The sequence below is a fragment of the Mesorhizobium escarrei genome (assembly GCF_935825525.1).
GTDB classification, from domain to species: Bacteria; Pseudomonadota; Alphaproteobacteria; order Rhizobiales; family Rhizobiaceae; genus Mesorhizobium; species Mesorhizobium escarrei.
In genome coordinates this window covers 31,773-49,985 of sequence record NZ_CAKXZT010000141.1, presented here as the reverse complement: position 1 = coordinate 49,985, position 18,213 = coordinate 31,773, and the positions used below count along the sequence as shown (strand labels likewise).

Here is an 18,213-nt window from a genome sequence, read left to right as displayed (position 1 = left end):
CATTCGACAATGGTGTGGCATTACCAAGTGTGGCAATGAGCATTGCTTGTTGCTGGAGCATCGAAATGAACTGAGAGACACACCGGCTCTTCGTAAATCGCGAGCGCAATGACCTTGCCGAGAAACGCGCTCACGCCTCCACGGCCGCCGCGTGTAGCGCCTCGAAAAAAGCGAGTTGAGCCAGCGCAGACTCGTGGTTTCTCGACTCGGGCCAAGCCGAGTTGACCCCGATCACCACTTTGTCTTTCGGATAAACGAAGATCGCCTGACCACCGTAGCCCAAGGCCGCGTACCCGTCCTTGTAAATCCACCAGTAATAGCCGTAACCGGTCGCCCCCCCGGGTGAGCCTGCAAAGGGCACCTGTGCTCTGGTCGCATCCGCCACCCAGTCGGGCGGCAGCACCTGCACGCCGTTTGCTCTACCGCCCTCCAACATGAACTGCCCGAGGCGCGCGAAATCTCGCAATGTTACGAGCAGCCCGCTATCGCCCCGTTCATTTCCTGCTGCATCCACAATCCAATACCCATGGTTCTCCATGCCGTAGGGCCGCCAAATCTTATTCGTCAAATATTCCGACAGCGATTTCCCAGTTGCGTTGATCACCAACATACCTGCAAGGTGAGCGTCAGGACTTTTGTAAGAGAATTTTGTTCCCGGCTGATCTGCCCTGGGAAGGTCACGCATATAGCTGACAATGGGGTCCACCGCATTTACAAACGGCGCCGCCCAAGACTTCGTGCCGTCTCCGTCCGGGTGGACGTAATCATCATCAAATTTCACACCTGAGGTCATCGTCATCAACTGGCGGACGCTGACGCCTTCGTAGGCGCTACCTTTCAGCTCTGGGATATAGCTCGTCACCGGGTCGTTCACGCTCTTGACGTGGCCGTCTTGAATCGCTGCGCCCACCAAGAGCGGGGTCACGGACTTGGTCGCAGATTGGGAGTCCCAACGGTCGTCTTTCGTACGGCCAAGGCCATAGCGCTCGAGCAGCACTTGACCGTCCTTGAGTACCAGGACGCCGGCGACGCGCCAAGCGGCCATGTAGCGCTCCACATCCATAACCTGACCTTCCCAGGTCCAATGAGGCGAAATCTGATGACTGGCTAATGGTAGGGTGCGCACCTGCCCACCGTTGCCAACGACGCGAACTGGCTCAATCATCTCTCTCGAGCGATATCCAACAAGCTGCTGCTCCGGTGTCCAGTGCATGACCGGCCCCCTCGGCGGCAGCGGCCCTGTAAACTCCGTCCTCATGGGTTCTTCCTTGTTCCGCAATCGCGTAGGGTGCCTAAGTTCGGCGGGTTTGCTCAGGTCCAGGTTTTCGATACTCCGATGCAACTGAGCGCACTCACGCAGGCGGTTTCGCAGATAGTTGCTGCAGTCTAGATTTCGACCACCACCAAGTCGCGTAAAGGATCATCAACCAGAGCAAAGGCATAAGCGTAAGCAACGATCCCACTGCGGCGATTGTCGGATCGATTTCCTGTCTTATATTTTCAAGCATTTTCAGTGGCAGGGTTTGCATGTCAAACCCGCTGACTAGAGAAGTGATGATCACCTCGTCGAAGGAGCCAATGAACGCGAACACGGCACCTCCTATGATGCCCGGCAGGATCAGCGGTAACGTCACCCTCATGAAGACCTGTATAGGCGCGGCCCGCATGCTTTGCGCTGCCCGCTCTAGCCGCTGGTCAAAATTCGCCAGCGTTGCCAAGACGATTACTACGACGCTGGTGATAGCACCGGTACTGTGCGCCAAAACGAGGCCTGACCTCGTTCCTAATAGTCCGAGCTTTAGAAGCCCGAAATAGGTCGCAATGCCAACGACGATGGCTGGAAAGGTGATCGGCGCTAAGATCGCCATGGTCAGGACGGAACGGACCCGCCGAGAGGTGCGATTGAAGCCATAGGCAGCGAGCGTCCCGAGTATGGTCGACAGGATCGCAACTGTGACGGCGATCTGAATACTATTCCAAAACGCGCCGGTCCAGGATGGGTCGCCGAGGAAGGCACGATACCACTTCAAGGAAAGACTTGAAGGCGGAAACTCAAGAGCCGGCCCGCCGCTAAAAGACATCATTACGACGATCAGCCCAGGGAAAAGCAAATAGGCCATGACGAGCGTGACAAACACCGCACCGACAATGCTGGACAAGCGGCTGTCGCCCCTGGCGCTGTAAAGCTGAGCAGTCCAGCGCTTCGCTCGGTACGGAGCGGCAAGATCCTTGAGAAATCGTGTCAGCGCAGCAAAGGATGGCAGCGGGCTGGGCAAAGACTTCCGAGTTGCTCGCGCCGCACGCCCCTGCGAACCAGAAACATCGAGCCCGAATATCGAGAGCACAACAAGGGCAATTCCAAGGAGAATGAAGGCTGCGGCGGCCGTGGGCGCAAGGTTGAAGGAGCTCGCGACTTGCGACGCTATGAAAGTTGAGAGCATCGCGTCTCCCAATCCGCCGAGCGCCTGCGGCGTGACATAGAAGCCGAGGCAGACTACAAAGACAAGCAGCGAGCCACTGCGAATCCCAGGCAGACTGAGGGGCAAGAACACGCGCCAAAATGCGAGAAAAGGCCCCGCGCCCATGCTGCGAGCTGCCGCAAGCAACGACGTGTCGATGCCCTGCATCACGCTTAGCAGCGGCAGGATCATCATCGGGAGCATTATGTGCACCATACCGATATAGACAGCTAAGCGATTGTAGATAAGCGGAACTGGACTGGAGATCAGTCCCAGATTGAGCAACAGATTGTTGATCAAGCCGTGGTCACCAAGAATCACAACCCAGGCATACGTGCGCACCAGCCCGCTGGTCAGCCAAGGGATGAGGACAAGCACAATTAGCGCGATGCGCACGTGCTTGGAGGCGGACACGATAAGATAGGCTGTTGGATAGCCTATAATAAGGCAGATGGCAGTGGTAACGACGCTAATTTTGACAGTCTGGAAGAGAACGCGGACATTCGACGTTTGTTCAAAAAATCCCTGGTAGTTGCTCAACGAAAAAGCGGGTGCGTTGAGGCTGGTCAGCAAGAGTTGAACCATCGGTATGCCCAACACCGCAATCAGCAACACGAAGGCCGGCGCAGTCAGTACAATGGGCCGCCGCCCTAATTTCTGGAGCGTCTTCATTACCATGCCCTACCTTGGCTAAGCCGAGACGAAGCGAACGTCAGACCGTAACCAGTCGAGCCGCACCTCATCTCCCCGGTCGAAAATCTCCTGTCCCGAGGCAACATGCTGACGCACAATAAGCACGCTTTTGCCGATGCTGACGTGGTACTTTCTCAGTGGGCCGGCATAGATCATTTTAGTAACAGTCCCAATCACGGACTGACGCTGGTCCGTATCGGCACGTCCAGGCCCCGTCGCAACTGCAAGCCGGATTCGCTCTGGCCGGATCATTGCCAAGGTGCCGGACGGCTGTGTAGCATCGGCTTCAATCTTGAAAGCCGGATCTTCAAAGATGTTAGCCTCGCCCAAGAAATTCGCTACGAAGGCCGTTGCGGGCCGGTCATAGAGGCCTTCTGGTGTGCCAATCTGCTCAATTCGCCCAGAGCGCATCACTATAATTCGATCAGATAATGTGAGCGCCTCCTCCTGATCGTGAGTGACACATATTGTCGTCTTCCCAAACTCCTTGTGCAGGCTCCTGATCTCGTCCTGCATTTGTTCCCGAAGGTGCCGGTCGAGCGCACCCAGCGGCTCGTCAAGCAGAAAGACTGGCGGGTCCGCAATCAGAGCACGGGCGAGGGCCACGCGCTGCTGCTGCCCGCCACTAAGTTGCCACGGCAAACGGTCGCCGAAGTCGGTCAGGTGCACACGGTCTAAAAATCGAGTGACCCGCCCCGCCCGATCAGCCGCTGCAACGCCCCGCATTTCGAGGGGAAATTCGAGGTTCCGTCGCACTGAGAGGTGCGGAAAAAGAGCATAGCTCTGAAAGACGATGCCTTGGTCGCGCCTGTACGACGGTACCGCGGCAACCGATTTTCCATCGATCAAAATGTCCCCACTACTCGGCGCCACGAAGCCAGCGAGCAGCATCAGCGCTGTTGTCTTACCTGACCCGCTCGGACCGAGTATTGTCAGAAATTCCCCCCGACTCACCGTCAGTGATACATCTCGAACCGCCGCGACTGCCCCATACATCTTGGTGACGCCACAAAATTCGATCTGCACGGGCACGTGTTTTTCCTTCGGCGCTTCATCCCTGGCCAATGGGATCGCACCTCCACTTTGAACAGAGAGATCGTTCAATATCGGCACTCCTGAGCCTGGAGCATCACCCGAATGTGGCACGGCACGGGCAGGCGCGACGGGCCGAAGGCAGCTCTCATCATCGTAGAATCCAGTCATTCCAGCGCTGGACTAAACGCTGCGTGTTGGACACTCCGTCCTGTCCGATCTCCGCATACCACTCCGCATTTATTGCGTAGCTGTTCGCCATATATTCGGGATACGTGGCCAGTTTGCGGGCAGCATCATCGGGTATTTGCTTGTAGGCGTTTCGGTTGCTAGGACCTACGGGAAACAGTCTGGCGAGGGCAGCCTGCCGGTCGGCACGGGTAGCAAACTCGATGTACCTCTGTGCGTTCTGCGCATTGGGGCTGCCTTTTGGGATGTAATAATAATCCAAGGTTAGCTTTTGCCGATTACGATTGACCTCGATCGGCTTGCCCTCGACTACCAATGAGACCATCCGTCCGTCATAGGAATGCGCAAGGTCGGCCACGTTATCCCGCATTATTTGGAAGACCTCAGATCCACTGTTCCACCACTTGCGAACGTGCGGCTTGATCTTATCTAAGCTCGCGAAAACACGGTCAATGTCCATCGGGTAGAGTTTATCGACGGGGACGCCGTCCGCCAACAGAGCTTCCTCCCACGGGCCGCCTCCGTCTTGGCCGGTGGGGAGCGTGCGAGCGCCAGGGAACTTCACAACGTCCCAGAAGTCCGCCCAAGTGGCGGGCTGAGGCTTGCCCGCTGGAAATTTGTCAGTGTTGAAGGCCATGACCCAAGAATACATATAGGGCGCTACGCCGAAGGGTTTTTTGGCGTATTCTTCCATCGCATCTAGTTCGTTTTGCTTGTATGTTGAGTAATCTATTTTCTCAAGGTAGTTGTGCCTTGCTAGATCGAGCACGCCAGTCTGGCTCAGGATCCCCACGTCGACGGAAACGCTGTTTGCTGCTACCATCATACCGATTTGCGCTGCGCTGACATCTTGATTGATCGGAGTTACTTTGATTCCGGTCTCGGCCTCAAACGGTTTTATAATGGCTTCTGCATGCGCCTTGGCAACATCGCCACCGACTACCACTACTCTTACTTCGCCCGATTGAGCACGAGCTGCACCGGATCGGGTAAGCAATGCCGCTGTGGCTACAGCAGAGGATGTTGCCTGAATAAAACGCCTGCGATTTAGCGAAAGGTTCATTGTCAGTTCCTCCCATTGTTCATTCTGGTTCTTGCACGAGCCGTCGAGGTGCTCTTAGCTGACTTTGAACGGACAGGCGTTTAAGTCTAACACATTTTTGGGATTGTTGGCATCTGGGAACGAGATGGATCCGCGGGCCAATGCCGACCTTTCGTGGAATTCGGCTTGACCGGCGTATACACGGCCGTCAGCGTTGGGGGCTTGGCATTAGCGCTTTGAAGGTCCGCTTCAAGACCGCGCCTCGAAAGAACGTGAGGAGAGATTTCGCAGAGTTGCACGTTCGATGTATCGAAGGTGTCGCGCATCGTTCCGTGCTGGGCTGCAGCCGCCCCACCCGCTGAGTCCACCGGCAGCGTGAAACCCCTTGTGAGGCTCTGTCCCTTCGCACACGAGGCATGATCACCGCCAGCCGCCGGGCGAGCGCGACAAGGCGTGCCGCGCGTGCGCTCAACCAAGACCATTCGTTACATGCGTCGCGGCGTCTGCGCGGCCAGAAGAGCCTTTCTCGTGAGACCGTATGTCCGTCCCGAATCAGTGAGGTGTGTCGCACTACATTTGCTTGTCCCAGCGTCGCTTTCTATGTTCAGCTCGAAGTCAAACCGCTTGTTCAATTTTCCGCTTCGCCGACGGAAGGCGTGAGAGATCTCGACGATGTATCACCTTCGATCGGCCCCATCGTGGCGGGGTTGAAGCCCACAGTTAGTTCGACGGCCAGCGTTGATCGCGTCACGGTGACGATAGGGCTCGCCGTAGTTTATCAGAACACTCACTCGCCTTCATTCAACCTATCCTCGCCTCGATTGGGGCTCAGATAGCCAACTTCTCGAATGCCTTCGTCGGGGGTTGTAGAAACGCTAAATAGATGCAATCGAACACGTCTGCATGGCGTCATCGCTCGTCCTGTAGACCTTGAGGGCTGTCCGCGACGGAAGACGCTCTTCATCCCAGCATTGTGCCAGATCTTTCCCCACCGGCTCACCGAACGGGTGATGCCGTGATCAGCTATCATCCGTGGCACCGGCACAAACAACTCGCACCTGGCGGTCGCGATTGCCCGTGCGCTGGTCCGCAACGCCCCACGGCCGCTACTTCAATGCGGTCGACTTGGGATCAAGGCCGGGCCGCGGCAGCAAGCAGGCCCATCGCCGACTACCTCACCCGGCTCAATTTTGTTGTGCTCTATGAACTCGGCTATCTCCCCTTCGCCTAGGCCGGCGGTCAACTGCTCTTCCAGCTGATCAGCCGGCTCCGCGAACGGACCTCAATTATCGTCACCACCAACTTGGCCTTCGGCGATGGCCACACGGCTGCGCCAGCGCGTCATCAACGAGCAGTTAAACGGCAACGTATGGCAGAAGCACGTCTAACACCATGAGATACGGACGGGTTTCACCACCTAGCGCGCACAGCACCTAATCTGGCCGGTTGAAAGTGTGCTTGAGTATTGCAAGCCCCGCCATCAGCCGGGTCGGCAGTGGTGGCATGCCAGGGGCCGCCCGAATAGACGGCGCCGAAACGCTCCTCCAGCACCGGCCAGTCAATCGCCTGCTCCAGCCACACTAGCTTGTGCTTTATAGTGATGATCAGATCGAGCCCAGAGCGAAACAGGGCCTGCTCTCCCGTCTCGCGCCTCTCGCGTGCCTGGACATTCGCCGTTCCCTCGATTCGCGGCCGCCGAACCGAGTTAATCGCCCTCCGCATCACTAAGGAACCGCGAAGCCGTATTGCAGGAAAGCGCCCATAAACCGCTAATCCTGCAATTCCAAAGCCGCTATTTGCCCCAAGCCATTTAGCTGAGGCCGTGTAAGTCAGTCCTTGATAAAAAGCTTGCGCTCTACGTTGGTCAACAATTCGATGCCGCTTTTCTTGACAACAACAGTCTCACTGAGCTCGTAGTTTGCGTCGCCTTCTTTTGTCCCATCTCCGGCCCACATTCCGCAGATTATGTGAAAGCACATACCCTCCTGAAGTTGCACCATCTCTCCTTTACGGAGGCTTGCGGTGTGATCACGCCAAGTCGGATGGTAATTCAGGCCTAGTGAGTATCCGATGCGGGAGTGCTTCTGATAGCCCTCTCGCTCAAGCACCGCTTGCCAGGCCGCCCAAACGTCGTGGCAAGTCACGCCGGGTTTCATGGCCGACATCGCGGCCTCAAGGCCCTCCTTAACGATGTCGCCGACGCGCAGAAGGCTATCGCTCGGCTCGCCGAGACTTACCGTGCGGCAAAGAGCCGCGTTATAGCGCATATAGCATCCGGCCAGTTCCAGAGCGGTATAGCTGCCCGTTGTAATAACATCATCCGTGAAGGGCGTATGGGGATAACTAACGTGAGCCCCCGATAGAATTAAAGGAGGGGCACTTGGCAACGCACCATGAAAACTCTCGATACCCTCGGCTTGCGCCTGGAGAATACGGCCCGCGAGTTCACTCTCCCGTATACCCGGTCGGAGATATTCAATGGCAACCTGCATCACATGATCAGTGATCCGCCCAGCCTTCCGCATAAACTCAATTTCGCGAGGTGACTTGATTGTCTTGAGTTCATTGACGAGAAGACCGACATCAATCCACTCAGCCTCAGGAACGTGGTCCCTTAGCGCGAAAAAGGCGCGAGGCGTAAAGTAATACGTATCGCCTTCGTAGCCGATCCGGCCGCTGTTCCAGCCACGCCTTTTGATCTCTTCTGCAACAGCTTCCATGGCGTGAAGGGAGTGCGCGTCCGAGAATGCGTCGGCATAGGCAACAATGTTGTCGCGTGAAAGCCAGGTCGTGTGGTACGCGCCGCCTTTGTCAACGCCGCGTCCGACCCAAACTGGCTCCAAATCCTCCTTCGGCACGAGAAGCGCCTGGGTGTTTTGGTAACTCCAAGAATCGAAGCCCGAGAGATAGTTTAGATGCGCCGGATCGGTCGAAACTAAGAGATCCAGCCCCTGGCCGGCCATCTGCTCACGCACATTTCTTAAGCGCTCCTGATATTCTTCCTTGGGAAACGCAGTCGGCATTTGACTTTCCTTATGAACGTGTTGGTAAGTTGAATTTGCCGGGCTTTTAGCTCGCAGAGGGTGCCTCAACGGACTGCCGGGTCGGACCAACAGCTCTCTTTCCGAGCGCGTCTATGAGAGCCGCCCCAGTTCGGATTCCTTTCGTGAAGCAGTCGATTGTGATATTTTCATCCGGCGCGTGATTCATCTCGTCGGCGTTCGCATAGGGCACGATGAACGACTGCGTCCCGAGGATTTTCGTCCAAACATAGTCGGGGAGGCTGCCGCCAAGGCAGGGATAGACAAATGGTTCTACGCCTTGTGCGAGCTGAACGGCTTGCCGAACCAGCTCCGAAAACGACGCTTCAAGCGGTGTTTTTGAGGGCTGCATGGCCTCCACACGGATAAACTCGACAGAGGGCGCGTGCTTCCTGACGTGAGCTTCCACCTTTGCAAGAATATCATCGGGATCCTGACATTCGATCAGCCGCGCATCGCATTTGACAAAAGCTTCGCGGGGCACGATGTTTTTTTGGCCCGGGCCATCATATCCGCCATGCAGGCCGTTAATGGTTAGGGTCGGATAGAACATAAGCCGGTCAGCTACCGGGCGGTCGAGCGGACTGTCCAGCTGTTCCAGACCGAGTGACTGTTTCACTTCCTCGATATCCCATGGCAGCTTCGCAATAGCGGCGCGCTCGAGATCTGTCGGCGCGAGGACGTCGTCGTAGAAGCCGTCGATAGTGATGTGGCCATCCGCATTCTTCATCGTTGCCAGAAGATGAACTAGTGTCCAGACCGGATTGGGTACCACCCCTCCATAGATGCCCGAATGGACGTCGCGATTAGCTGCACGAGCCTTTAGATCGAAACCCACTATTCCGCGAACCCCGTGAGTAATGACAGGATGACCGGATTCGTGCTGAGGCCCGTCTGCGGTCACCACCAGGTCCGCCTTCAGCAGCCCGCGGTTCAAGCGGACGAATTCAGCAATATTGGGACTTCCGGTCTCCTCTTCACCTTCTAGCAAGATCAAGACATTGCAGGGAAGACGGCCATGCACGGCGAGATATGACTCAACAGCAAGTATTTGCGCGAAATGTTGTCCCTTATTGTCTCCTGCGCCTCGTGCATATATCCGCCCGTCACGGATTGTCGGCTCAAAGGGCGGGCTAGTCCAATCCTCAAGCGGTTCGGGAGGCTGGACGTCGTAGTGACCATAGAGCAAGACAGTCGGGGCTCCAGGCGCGCGTTCCCATCGACCGAGCACCATGGGATGCCCTGCCGTCGCGTAGGTACGGGCTTCTAGCCCCAGGTCCTTCAGCATTGTAACGAGAAGCTCAGCTACTTCGGATATGCCTATGTTATGAGCGCTGACGCTAGGGTGCCGCAAGTACTCCAAAAGCCGCCTTACAAACCCATCTTTGTTCGCGTCGATGTGCTCGAAAACCCGGGACAACTCTGCTGAGGCGAACGGAATGTTAATCTGACTTTTCCTTGACACCGATTTATCCTTGACACCGTGAGAGTTAAACCTAAACCGCGTGAGCTTGGCTGAGAACGCCGCCAAACCGTCCTTGGAAAAGAAACGCTCATCTCTGTTAGAAGTCATCGCTGGCCGGTTCGAGTCAAATTCAATTTGCCTATTTTGACCATCTAGAGGCGAGATGGATCGCCTCACATTTTGGTCGAATAAATCCCGGGCCTGTGCCTTTTTAGGTGGAGGGGACAGACCCCAATGATAGGACGGGCCGATCGCGGCAATGAACGAACTGAGGTTCGATCGCCCTGGCCAAGGCGAGATGTTCGCGAGACGGCCAGATCGTGAGGGTGTCGGCAATTTGTCACCACCGTCGGGCAGGCAAGAAGACGGCCGAAGGTGCGGCGATCCATGATCTGGAATTCGGCCTGGTCGTCAGATAATCTGTAAAGGGCTTGCAACACCAGGATCTTGAACATCATCGCCGCGTCTTATGGCGCCCCGCCCCATTACGCAGTCCGAACGCTTCAGCGCCTTCAAATCCGGCTTGCGGAAATGTCCGACACCATCGCTATCAGGTTCAACAGGCACCCCGCGCTCAGCGGTGCATAGCGAACTTCCAGGACGGCTTAGCGCGCAGCTCTTGGGTTCGCAACAGAATCGGAGGCACACTCACGGCAGCCGACACGTAAGGACTGCAACACCGTGCGCACCCTAACAGGCCCGATCGGCAAGCCGCCAATATGGCTGATGACGGGCTCATCCGCGGCCGCATCGCCACCATCGGCCACCTGCATCGGACATTTAGCAAGCATATGCTCGGCGCCTGATTAGCAAGCGCCGTAAGGGATTTCCCAGCCAGAGACTCCACCAAGCTCTCGACGCGCCACTCGTTAACCGCGCAACGACGTCATCGGCATCGTGCACGCGCCAAGTTCGCGAAATTAGTGACCAAGAAATCAATCTCAGCGGGCCAAAAATTGGCCCGAATAGTACCGGCATCAGCATCCGAATGCCATCGGCTCCCCCGACTAATCTCACGTGAGCGCTCCAACTCGTCGGCCCGTAGACATTCGCCCAAGCCAAGCCGGTCCACACTCCGGGTTCGAAACGACAGAAGGACCGTTCACAAACTCCTGCCACTTTGCTGCAATCGCTGGGATTGCGGGAGCGGCCCATGACAGAACCGACGCAAAGGGCCGGTGTCGAACACCACGGGTTTGTCGGCTGGCAGAACATCAATGCACATAAGGGCAGCCTTTCCCCAGGCAGCCGCCAGCATACGGACAAGCTCGGCAATGCCACTTGGATCGGAGGCGCACTTCCCACGCCAGATAGCCTTGCCTTCACGGCGGATCGACATCGCCGTTTGTTTATCGACACGCGTCGGCCATGAATATGGGTGCCGGCGGCCAAAGCAGAAACTCGACGTAAGCGCGAATGAGAACCGACGCGAACGACGCCGACGGTTTGGCGCATCTCGCAGAGGTGGACCTCTTCGTGAGGTGCGGGTGAAACTTCGCCTACCTGCGGGAATGCGAGGACCGCATGTCTTCATCAGCCCCAAGGATTCGGTTCGAAAGCTCGGGTGATCCTGACTAGCCCCCAAGCCCGTCAGATCCTCATTTCGATCCCGGCGAGCAATGTTCGAGTGAATGTCCACAGCCTGTTTGTCTTTCAGGAAGGGCTCGCTCCCGTCGTGCTGCCGATGCTGGAGGCCTGGCGCAGCATACGTCCCTACCGGGAGATGGGCAGAGCCATTCCGCTTGTTGGGGTGGTGCACCGCTGGCTCAGCAGAGTGCGTCCTCCGGATTTGGTCCCGCGAAGCTCAATGATGAGACGACCGATGTTGACCGCGAAGGCAACCGTGTACCCGACCACAGTTCTTCGAGCGCGACATACTTGCCCCCGGGATACCCCATCAACCCTTCCGCTTCACAGGACCGACGGCGTCCGCGACGCAATTGAGGCCGCAGCCGAACGAGCCGCCGGCCAACCTTTACGAAGCAGTTCTTCTCGGCTTCAAATGTTGACAAGCCAAACCCCAGCGGTCCAGTGCGTGCGTTCGGTCGAAACGTTGCCCGGCCAGCGTTACACAGCCAAGCCGATCGCCCACTTACTTTCGCTCCGAGAGAACCCACGGTCTGATCGCGTCTTGAGTTGCGCTTGTCACATTCGCGACAATGCGGCAGCTGCTTCATTGGGCGCGTCGTAAAAAGCATGGTTTGACGCTCAGATTCACGATTGGCACGCCGATTGCTCGATTATGACTGCCAGTGAGCTTAATGGCCCCAATTGCCAAGGCTTTGCTAGCAAGGAACCGTGAACTGGAGAATTCGACCATGAATGAAACGTCTTTGATAATCGATAGTGTCATTCCGCGTACTGCTGTTGTCAAATGTACGGCGAGAATTGGCGCCTACATCAGGAACATCAAGCTGTCGGGCGATTTGCCGGACCAGACCATCGCCGCGATAAAAAGCCTGCTTCTTGAACACAAAGTCATTTTCTTTCGCGACCAGAGTCATCTTGACGACGCCGAGCACGAGCGCTTTGCTATTCGTTTCGGGAAGCCTATGCTGTCTCCGACGTTAGATCCTGCCAATGGAACAATCTCGATCCTCGACATTGATAGCGCGCGCGGTTTCCGGACTGATGCTTGGCACATCGATTTCGCCTACCTGGATGCCTATCCCAAGATTTTGGTGCTGCGAGGCGCTGTGATCCCACCAGTCGGCGGCGACACGATGTGGTCAAACACCGCTGCAGCATATCTCGACTTGCCGGCGCCGCTCCAACGTCTTGCCGACGGCCTCTGGGCGGTTCACAGCAACGCGTACGACTTTGCCATATTCGCTCGCCCTACCGAGGCCGAGAAAACGGTTCACAATGAGGGTCTTGATAGAGCAAGTTTTGAGACCGAGCATCCCGTTGTACGTGTCCATCCCGAAACCGGCGAGCGAACTTTGGTACTTGGTCTCTACGTGAACAGTTTCATTGGCCTGCCGAAATATGACGGCCAGAAGGTATTCGATTTATTCGAGTCTCATATCACCGCACCGGAAAACACTGTGCGCTGGAGTTGGAAGCAGGGCGATGTCGCTATCTGGGACAACCTCGCCACGATGCATTACGCGGTTAGGGATTATGGCGACCAGCATCGCGTCGTCCGTCGCGTTGCTATCGACGGCGAGGTACCCGTCGGCGTTGACGGTCGGCGCAGTGTAGCGCGGATTAAGATCATCAGGCAGCCGCCTGCGAGTATCGTCTAGCAGGCTGTTGAAGAAGTCCACTTGTGAACGATGAAGCTGCTTCATCGCCGCCATGGAAGCAGATTTGTCCGTTGATGGAGCCGTCTGGTTGAATCTCGGCCCAGCCATTGCCTTGGGCTTCGTCCATTTCGTCATTGCCTTGCCAGGAGAAGGCGACATTGTTGCCGCCGCCCGCTCCGAAGATCTGTCCGGTGACGCAGCCGAAGGCGAAGTCGCCGCAGCCATCCGCCGCGAACTCAATGTAGGCGGGCTCCATCCTGTCGCGATAGTCCCCACATTAGTCGGGCATCGCGACGATCTGCCAGCGACCGGTGCCGCTCATGCCGGCGCTGCCAGGAACTTGGGCAAACGGATCAGATTGTAGGCCGCTAGGTTCAAGGTGAAGGCAGCGCCCACACGGGCGCATCCTCGCAGCTTGATCTTGGTCATGCCGGCCGAGCCCTTTATCCAGCCGAATACCTCCTCGATCCGCTTGCGACAGCGCTGACTGACATCCTAGCCCGGATGCGCTTCGTGCAGTCATCGATCGACGTCACGCGCGGCTTGCCGGTTTTACTCAGATGGCCGTCGACGGGGATGTGCGGCGACCTTGCGCTCGCGCAGGTCCTTGATGAACTGGCGCACGTCATGGCCCTTGTCGGCGCCCAGTGTGTGCGCCGCCGAGTCAACCGGCGGCAAGCTGATTCTTGGCAAGACCTCGAAAATGGGTCAGCGCGACATCCGCAGACTGCTGATCATCGGCGCCATGGCCGTGGTGCGATGGACCGCCCGCCGCGGCGCGCCGAAGCGATCGTGGCTGGCCGGCATGATCGGTCGCAAGCCTCGCCTGGTGATCGCCATCGCGCTGCCTAACAAGAGGCACGAGCTGTATGAGCCATGCTCACGAAGAAGGAGAATTATCGAAATCCGGTGATGGCAGCCTGATCGGGCGAATCGTCCATCGGTGTTGCAAGGAGGTCGCGAACGGTAAGGGCAAATGATCGATCAGATCGGGATCAGGAAAGCCAGTGTGATTCACGGAGCCACGAGCTCGCCCACAGTGATTTGGTGTAGAACTTGATCCGCGCATCTCCATACCGGCCCCGCGGCCATGTCAACGAGCCGCAGTTGTGAGGCCTGACACATGACCGCACTCGATCGCATGCTCTGCGCTGTTCAAAACCAACTTGCAGAACCGGGGACATCACACATGAATCCCGTCCAAACAACCGAGCCAGTACATCTTCAACAGCCTGCTAGACTAGGCCTTTGCGCTGGCGCGTCGAAGACGTTTCATGCTCGCCAGAATCCCGATCGGCATATTCGGAACGGACTTCGACCGGGCGTCCATTTCGAGCCACAACAAGTCGCGGATGACATTGGCAGCGTGCCAAGCGCAATTCCGAGTCCTGACGCCACCACGGGAAACATCCCCCCTGATTTATGTCAAGGGGGTTAGTTCTCTTCACCATAGACGCGGGATGAAACGTGTCCTTCGCAATGTTGTTGTCAAGATCTTGAACCGCCAGAGGGCCAAGGAAAAGCGTGAATAACCGGGCGACCGTTGTAAAGTTCCAACCACCACCCGTGGCGGGGAAACAGGCGTTTCCTTCGCAGCTTTCTTCGCTAATTCAAAATCAGGTGCAGTCATTCGAATTTTCCGGAGAACGTTGTGGTTTTTTAAATACAGTATTGGGTCGTGATCGAGTAGCTCAGCCATTCGGCTTTCGCTCTAACAGATCCGGGCGGGCGCTTCCCGCACCCGGCTCTTCCCGAGGGTAACCCGCGTCCCCCGTGCGTGAGCCCAAGTTCGAGTGATGCGAGGAGTTGGCAGGGGGAGGCGCGCCGTCAGGGTTTCGAAGTCCGACCAGCCCATGCGCCGGCTTTTCTGGCTGCGCCGTCTCAAACACCGTAGCCATATCCGGCGCATTTGTCGATGGAATCCGTTGAGCGCTGGATAGTTGTGCGGCCTGCCGTAGTAGCCGTAGTGTCTACGCAGAACGGCGGCGAACCACCTGTGCTGCGCAGCCATTGGCGCGTGCATGACCCGCCAGGCATCCTGGCGCAGCGCCGTCAGCTTGCGCGTCAGGCGTTGTCCGATAAGTCCTGCGCGTGGCCGGTTGCCGTAGATACGCGCGTTCACGCAGACGCGGCCTTTTCGCGCAAAAGCCCCAGAACCTCTTCGCGAACAGTCTCCGTGTGAGCGCCAAGAGCTGGAACTGGGCGCAGCGAGGGGTGCTCCGAGTTGAAAATCGCCGCCGGCGCTATCGTCTCGACGGTTCCTTCGGGTGTGCCAACCTCGACCCTACGAACGTGAGGATGCTGCGAAATATCCGCGATTTCATTCAGTCGGCCATAGGCCAATCCGGCCGCCTCAAGCTCCTGCATTGCTTCCTGGCAGGACAGTTCGGAAAAACGCCGTTCAATGATCTCATCAAGTTGCGACCGGTGACCGAGGCGCTCCATGTTGTCGGCAAAACCAGGTGCGCGTGTGAGCGCCGGCTGCTTCAGGAATTTCTCGCAGAAATTTACCCATTCGCGGTCATTCTGAACCGAAAAGATGACGTCTTTGCCGTCCGCGCAACGATATGCGCCATATGGCGCCAGCGACGGGTGTTTCACGCCCGCGCGTACCGTATGGTAGCCGCTATAGTCGTTTTGCAGGACCGGCACGTTCATCCAGTCGGCGACGGCATCGAACAGTGACACCTGAATACTGACCCCGTCCCCGGTGACCTCGCGATGATACAGCGCCTGAAGAATGGCGCTGTGCGCTGTCATGCCCGCCGATATGTCGCAAACCGAGACTCCTACACGCGCGGGCCCTTGTTGGTTGCCGGTGATCGCGCATAGACCGGTTTCGGCCTGAACAATGAGATCATAAGCCTTCAAATGGGAATATGGCCCTTTCTCCCCAAAACCAGAGAGGTCGCAGGTGATCAGCCGCGGAAAACGTCGACGGAGATGCGCAGACCCGAACCCCAGTTTTTCGATACTCCCCGGCTTCAGATTCTGGATAAAGACATCAGCACTAGCAATGAGGGCACCCAAGACGATTCTGTCCGCCTCCGCCTTCAGGTCGAGGCAAACCGATTCCTTACCCCGATTAAGCCAGAGGAAATAAGCGCTTTGCCCCCGCACCAGCTTGTCGTAGTTCCGGGCAAAGTCCCCTTCGGGCCTTTCGATCTTAATGACACGCGCGCCGGCGTCAGCAAGACGAGAAGATGCGTAAGGGGCGGCCACGGCCTGCTCCACGGCTACGACAGTGATCCCCTCAAGAGAGTTCTGCATGCGACCCCGTGCTTCTTATCCAACGTTTCCCTTTTTGAGCCCCACGACGTTTGAGCATTGCCAGCAGCCGGTTTTGTTCATTCCCAACGATGGAAAATGCCTCGTCAACACCCATTCCCGGCTTGGCGAGCATCATGTCGGCCTGGGTTGCCACTGATACGTGCACTGAAGCCTGCGCGGAGAGATCCGTTTCGGTACAGCTTCCCCCAACATACGCTCCTACCTTATTCGCCTTGCAGATGAGAACAGCACGAGCCGTATCGGCGATTGAGCCGACATCCGGGGTCTTGATTTGCACGAGATGCGTGGCCTTGGCTTCCGCAAAGAGCCGGATGTCCTCAAGCGTATTGCATCGCTCATCCACGACAATGCGTGCGCGAGAACCCCGGTTGTCGAGTATCGATACGATCGTGGCGTAGTTCTCAATTTGCGCTCGCGTAGAACCGAAGTCCGCTGGCGACTCGATGTTGAGAGTGAAATCCGGGACGGTATCCGCAACCTTGCAGATAAAGTCGGCGACCCCTTGCGCGTCCAGCCCGATTTCCTGCCCGATCCAGCCATACACATCGAAATGCAGCACTGGGCGATACCCGGGGCGGCCGATTTCTCGCGTACGCATTGCAACCCATTTCACGAACTCCATGAAGGCCTGACCGTCGACGCCAAATTTCTGCCGTGAGTTGATGAGGCCGTGAGGGAGCACATCCACGGCCTTTAAAATCATCTTGTCCACATTGATTTCCCGGGCATCACCGCTCTGGCAGTAAATCGGGACGCGAGACGTCGGCAGGGGTAGGTCAAACTCGGCGCATATAACTTCTGCCATTGTGGAGCGCTGAACGTAGGCGGCAGCTCGAAGCAGCGCCTGGCTGACGCCGTACTCAAGTGAATGGGGTAGCCGCTCTTGCTTGAGGGGCTGGAAAACCTTCGCGCAGGAATCAAGGTAAAGAGACGCATCGACTTCGAGAAGTCGCGGCGCCACAAACCGAGACAACAAGCCCGAGACTTGCGCAGTTTCAAACAAAGGATCACGTCCACCAGTACCAGAGTACTGGACGCCCATCATGTCGCCCCAAACAACGGTGTCGTCGGTTAGAACAAGGCCGACGCTGAGGGACGTCGCCGGCACGCGAATGGACGTGAACCCGGGCGTTATCGGCACGCCAGGATAGATGAAGCCGTCCTGGATTGCCCCAGCTCCGATCGCAGCTTGGTCGTCATAGAAAAATGCGCCGTTACCAGCCGCGAGAAGGACGTCTTTGATTTGCACTTCACTCAATCTCAATTTGACTGCGTTGCGGCCGGCAGGTTTGTTCCGTCACCTGCGAAGTATGGGCTATTTGGCCTAGAGTTGGCCAATATAATGTCCCGGACGGTGCCATCACATTTTCAGATGCCCGGCGCCTGCTCAAACGAAACCGCTGTCGGTCGAACCTCATAGGCATTGAGGAGACGCATCACGTTGGCTGGTGGGCTCGCTCTGGTCCCACCAGGACTTACCTGCACAACTGTATCGGCGTCAGGGAGCCGCCGCCGCCGTGCCATTCGTTGGCTATGCAGGTTCGACGAGCCAGCCCTCGGAGGTCCAGCGACTGATCGGTTTGCAAGGTGGCCGTTATCATCAATTGGTGGCTGTGACATCCAAATCAGGTCCACCAGACAACAAGATCTGGTCGCGCAAACCCGAAAAAGCTGTTCAGCACCAGGCGACGCTTTCCGTTACCTGATTGACCGGTGACCCCGTGAATGTAGCCGCCATCGAGCAGGGCGATAT

The 18,213-nt window shown here is 57.2% G+C and carries 12 protein-coding genes and 5 pseudogenes; 4 read left to right on the top strand and 13 right to left on the bottom strand.

Going from position 1 to position 18,213, the window contains the following annotated elements:
- Positions 1-130: 130 nt before the first annotated feature.
- The 5 genes and pseudogenes from NMG80_RS23295 to NMG80_RS37950 form a co-directional block, all read right to left on the bottom strand.
- Positions 131-1,213, bottom strand: a complete 1,083-nt coding sequence (locus tag NMG80_RS23295) for a serine hydrolase domain-containing protein (protein WP_254020279.1) — start codon at positions 1,211-1,213, stop codon at positions 131-133.
- Between the two features lie 139 nt (positions 1,214-1,352).
- Complete coding sequence (locus NMG80_RS23290; protein ID WP_254020278.1) at positions 1,353-3,131, bottom strand: ABC transporter permease subunit; 1,779 nt, start codon at positions 3,129-3,131, stop codon at positions 1,353-1,355.
- Between the two features lie 18 nt (positions 3,132-3,149).
- Entirely contained in the window at positions 3,150-4,148 is a 999-nt protein-coding gene (locus NMG80_RS23285) for an ABC transporter ATP-binding protein (protein ID WP_254020292.1), read from the bottom strand.
- Between the two features lie 187 nt (positions 4,149-4,335).
- Positions 4,336-5,436 (bottom strand): ABC transporter substrate-binding protein, encoded by a 1,101-nt coding sequence (locus NMG80_RS23280; protein WP_254020277.1) that lies wholly within the window; start codon positions 5,434-5,436, stop codon positions 4,336-4,338.
- A 766-nt stretch (positions 5,437-6,202) separates the two neighbouring features.
- Positions 6,203-6,448, bottom strand: a pseudogene (locus NMG80_RS37950) (IS3 family transposase); the annotation flags it as partial.
- On the opposite strand from NMG80_RS37950, the pseudogene NMG80_RS37080 reads away from it, so the two are divergent.
- Positions 6,441-6,733: pseudogene (locus NMG80_RS37080) on the top strand (ATP-binding protein); the annotation flags it as partial. The pseudogenes NMG80_RS37950 and NMG80_RS37080 sit on opposite strands and share 8 nt — an antisense overlap.
- A 3-nt stretch (positions 6,734-6,736) precedes the next feature.
- On the opposite strand, the pseudogene NMG80_RS23270 reads toward NMG80_RS37080, so the two are convergent.
- The 4 genes and pseudogenes from NMG80_RS23270 to NMG80_RS37385 form a co-directional block, all read right to left on the bottom strand.
- Positions 6,737-7,137: pseudogene (locus tag NMG80_RS23270) on the bottom strand (transposase); the annotation flags it as partial.
- Positions 7,138-7,244: 107 nt separating this feature from the next.
- The gene (locus NMG80_RS23265; protein WP_254020276.1) at positions 7,245-8,438 is read right to left on the bottom strand and encodes a M24 family metallopeptidase; all 1,194 of its coding nucleotides are present in this window, start codon (positions 8,436-8,438) and stop codon (positions 7,245-7,247) included.
- Positions 8,439-8,484: 46 nt separating this feature from the next.
- Positions 8,485-9,897, bottom strand: coding sequence for a M20/M25/M40 family metallo-hydrolase (locus NMG80_RS23260; RefSeq protein WP_436798659.1), 1,413 nt, complete (start codon positions 9,895-9,897; stop codon positions 8,485-8,487).
- A gap of 197 nt (positions 9,898-10,094) precedes the next feature.
- Entirely contained in the window at positions 10,095-10,376 is a 282-nt protein-coding gene (locus NMG80_RS37385) for a transposase (protein ID WP_367185994.1), read from the bottom strand.
- A 698-nt stretch (positions 10,377-11,074) separates the two neighbouring features.
- Between NMG80_RS37385 and NMG80_RS23255 the strand changes: the two genes are divergently transcribed.
- Both NMG80_RS23255 and NMG80_RS23250 read left to right on the top strand, forming a co-directional pair.
- Complete coding sequence (locus NMG80_RS23255; RefSeq protein ID WP_254020293.1) at positions 11,075-11,293, top strand: hypothetical protein; 219 nt, start codon at positions 11,075-11,077, stop codon at positions 11,291-11,293.
- A 946-nt stretch (positions 11,294-12,239) separates the two neighbouring features.
- Positions 12,240-13,169 (top strand): TauD/TfdA dioxygenase family protein, encoded by a 930-nt coding sequence (locus NMG80_RS23250; protein WP_254020275.1) that lies wholly within the window; start codon positions 12,240-12,242, stop codon positions 13,167-13,169.
- On the opposite strand, the gene NMG80_RS23245 is transcribed toward NMG80_RS23250, so the two are convergent.
- Both NMG80_RS23245 and NMG80_RS23240 read right to left on the bottom strand, forming a co-directional pair.
- Positions 13,141-13,425 (bottom strand): hypothetical protein, encoded by a 285-nt coding sequence (locus NMG80_RS23245; protein ID WP_254020274.1) that lies wholly within the window; start codon positions 13,423-13,425, stop codon positions 13,141-13,143. The two genes, NMG80_RS23250 and NMG80_RS23245, sit on opposite strands and share 29 nt — an antisense overlap.
- A gap of 62 nt (positions 13,426-13,487) precedes the next feature.
- A pseudogene (locus NMG80_RS23240) lies at positions 13,488-13,820 on the bottom strand (transposase); the annotation flags it as partial.
- Between the two features lie 13 nt (positions 13,821-13,833).
- On the opposite strand from NMG80_RS23240, the pseudogene NMG80_RS23235 reads away from it, so the two are divergent.
- Positions 13,834-14,093: pseudogene (locus tag NMG80_RS23235) on the top strand (IS110 family transposase); the annotation flags it as partial.
- A 1,194-nt stretch (positions 14,094-15,287) separates the two neighbouring features.
- Here NMG80_RS23235 and NMG80_RS23230 read toward each other — a convergent pair.
- Positions 15,288-16,439 carry a CaiB/BaiF CoA transferase family protein gene (locus NMG80_RS23230; protein ID WP_254020273.1) on the bottom strand — a complete coding sequence of 384 codons (1,152 nt, stop codon included), beginning with the start codon at positions 16,437-16,439 and terminating at the stop codon, positions 15,288-15,290.
- The gene (locus tag NMG80_RS23225; protein ID WP_254020272.1) at positions 16,423-17,709 is read right to left on the bottom strand and encodes a methylaspartate ammonia-lyase; all 1,287 of its coding nucleotides are present in this window, start codon (positions 17,707-17,709) and stop codon (positions 16,423-16,425) included. Before NMG80_RS23225 ends, NMG80_RS23230 begins: the two co-directional genes overlap by 17 nt.
- Positions 17,710-18,213: the final 504 nt, after the last annotated feature.

What these genes read in the sequence shown, in the direction of transcription:
- NMG80_RS23285 (WP_254020292.1), bottom strand. Translation starts at nt 4,148, where the DNA reads ATGTATGGGGCAGTCGCGGCGGTTCGAGATGTATCACTGACGGTGAGT.
- NMG80_RS23295 (WP_254020279.1), bottom strand. Translation starts at nt 1,213, where the DNA reads ATGCACTGGACACCGGAGCAGCAGCTTGTTGGATATCGCTCGAGAGAG.
- NMG80_RS23255 (WP_254020293.1), top strand. Translation starts at nt 11,075, where the DNA reads ATGACAGAACCGACGCAAAGGGCCGGTGTCGAACACCACGGGTTTGTC.
- NMG80_RS23290 (WP_254020278.1), bottom strand. Translation starts at nt 3,131, where the DNA reads ATGAAGACGCTCCAGAAATTAGGGCGGCGGCCCATTGTACTGACTGCG.
- NMG80_RS23230 (WP_254020273.1), bottom strand. Translation starts at nt 16,439, where the DNA reads ATGCAGAACTCTCTTGAGGGGATCACTGTCGTAGCCGTGGAGCAGGCC.
- NMG80_RS23245 (WP_254020274.1), bottom strand. Translation starts at nt 13,425, where the DNA reads ATGGAGCCCGCCTACATTGAGTTCGCGGCGGATGGCTGCGGCGACTTC.
- NMG80_RS23265 (WP_254020276.1), bottom strand. Translation starts at nt 8,438, where the DNA reads ATGCCGACTGCGTTTCCCAAGGAAGAATATCAGGAGCGCTTAAGAAAT.
- NMG80_RS23280 (WP_254020277.1), bottom strand. Translation starts at nt 5,436, where the DNA reads ATGAACCTTTCGCTAAATCGCAGGCGTTTTATTCAGGCAACATCCTCT.
- NMG80_RS23250 (WP_254020275.1), top strand. Translation starts at nt 12,240, where the DNA reads ATGAATGAAACGTCTTTGATAATCGATAGTGTCATTCCGCGTACTGCT.
- NMG80_RS37385 (WP_367185994.1), bottom strand. Translation starts at nt 10,376, where the DNA reads ATGTTCAAGATCCTGGTGTTGCAAGCCCTTTACAGATTATCTGACGAC.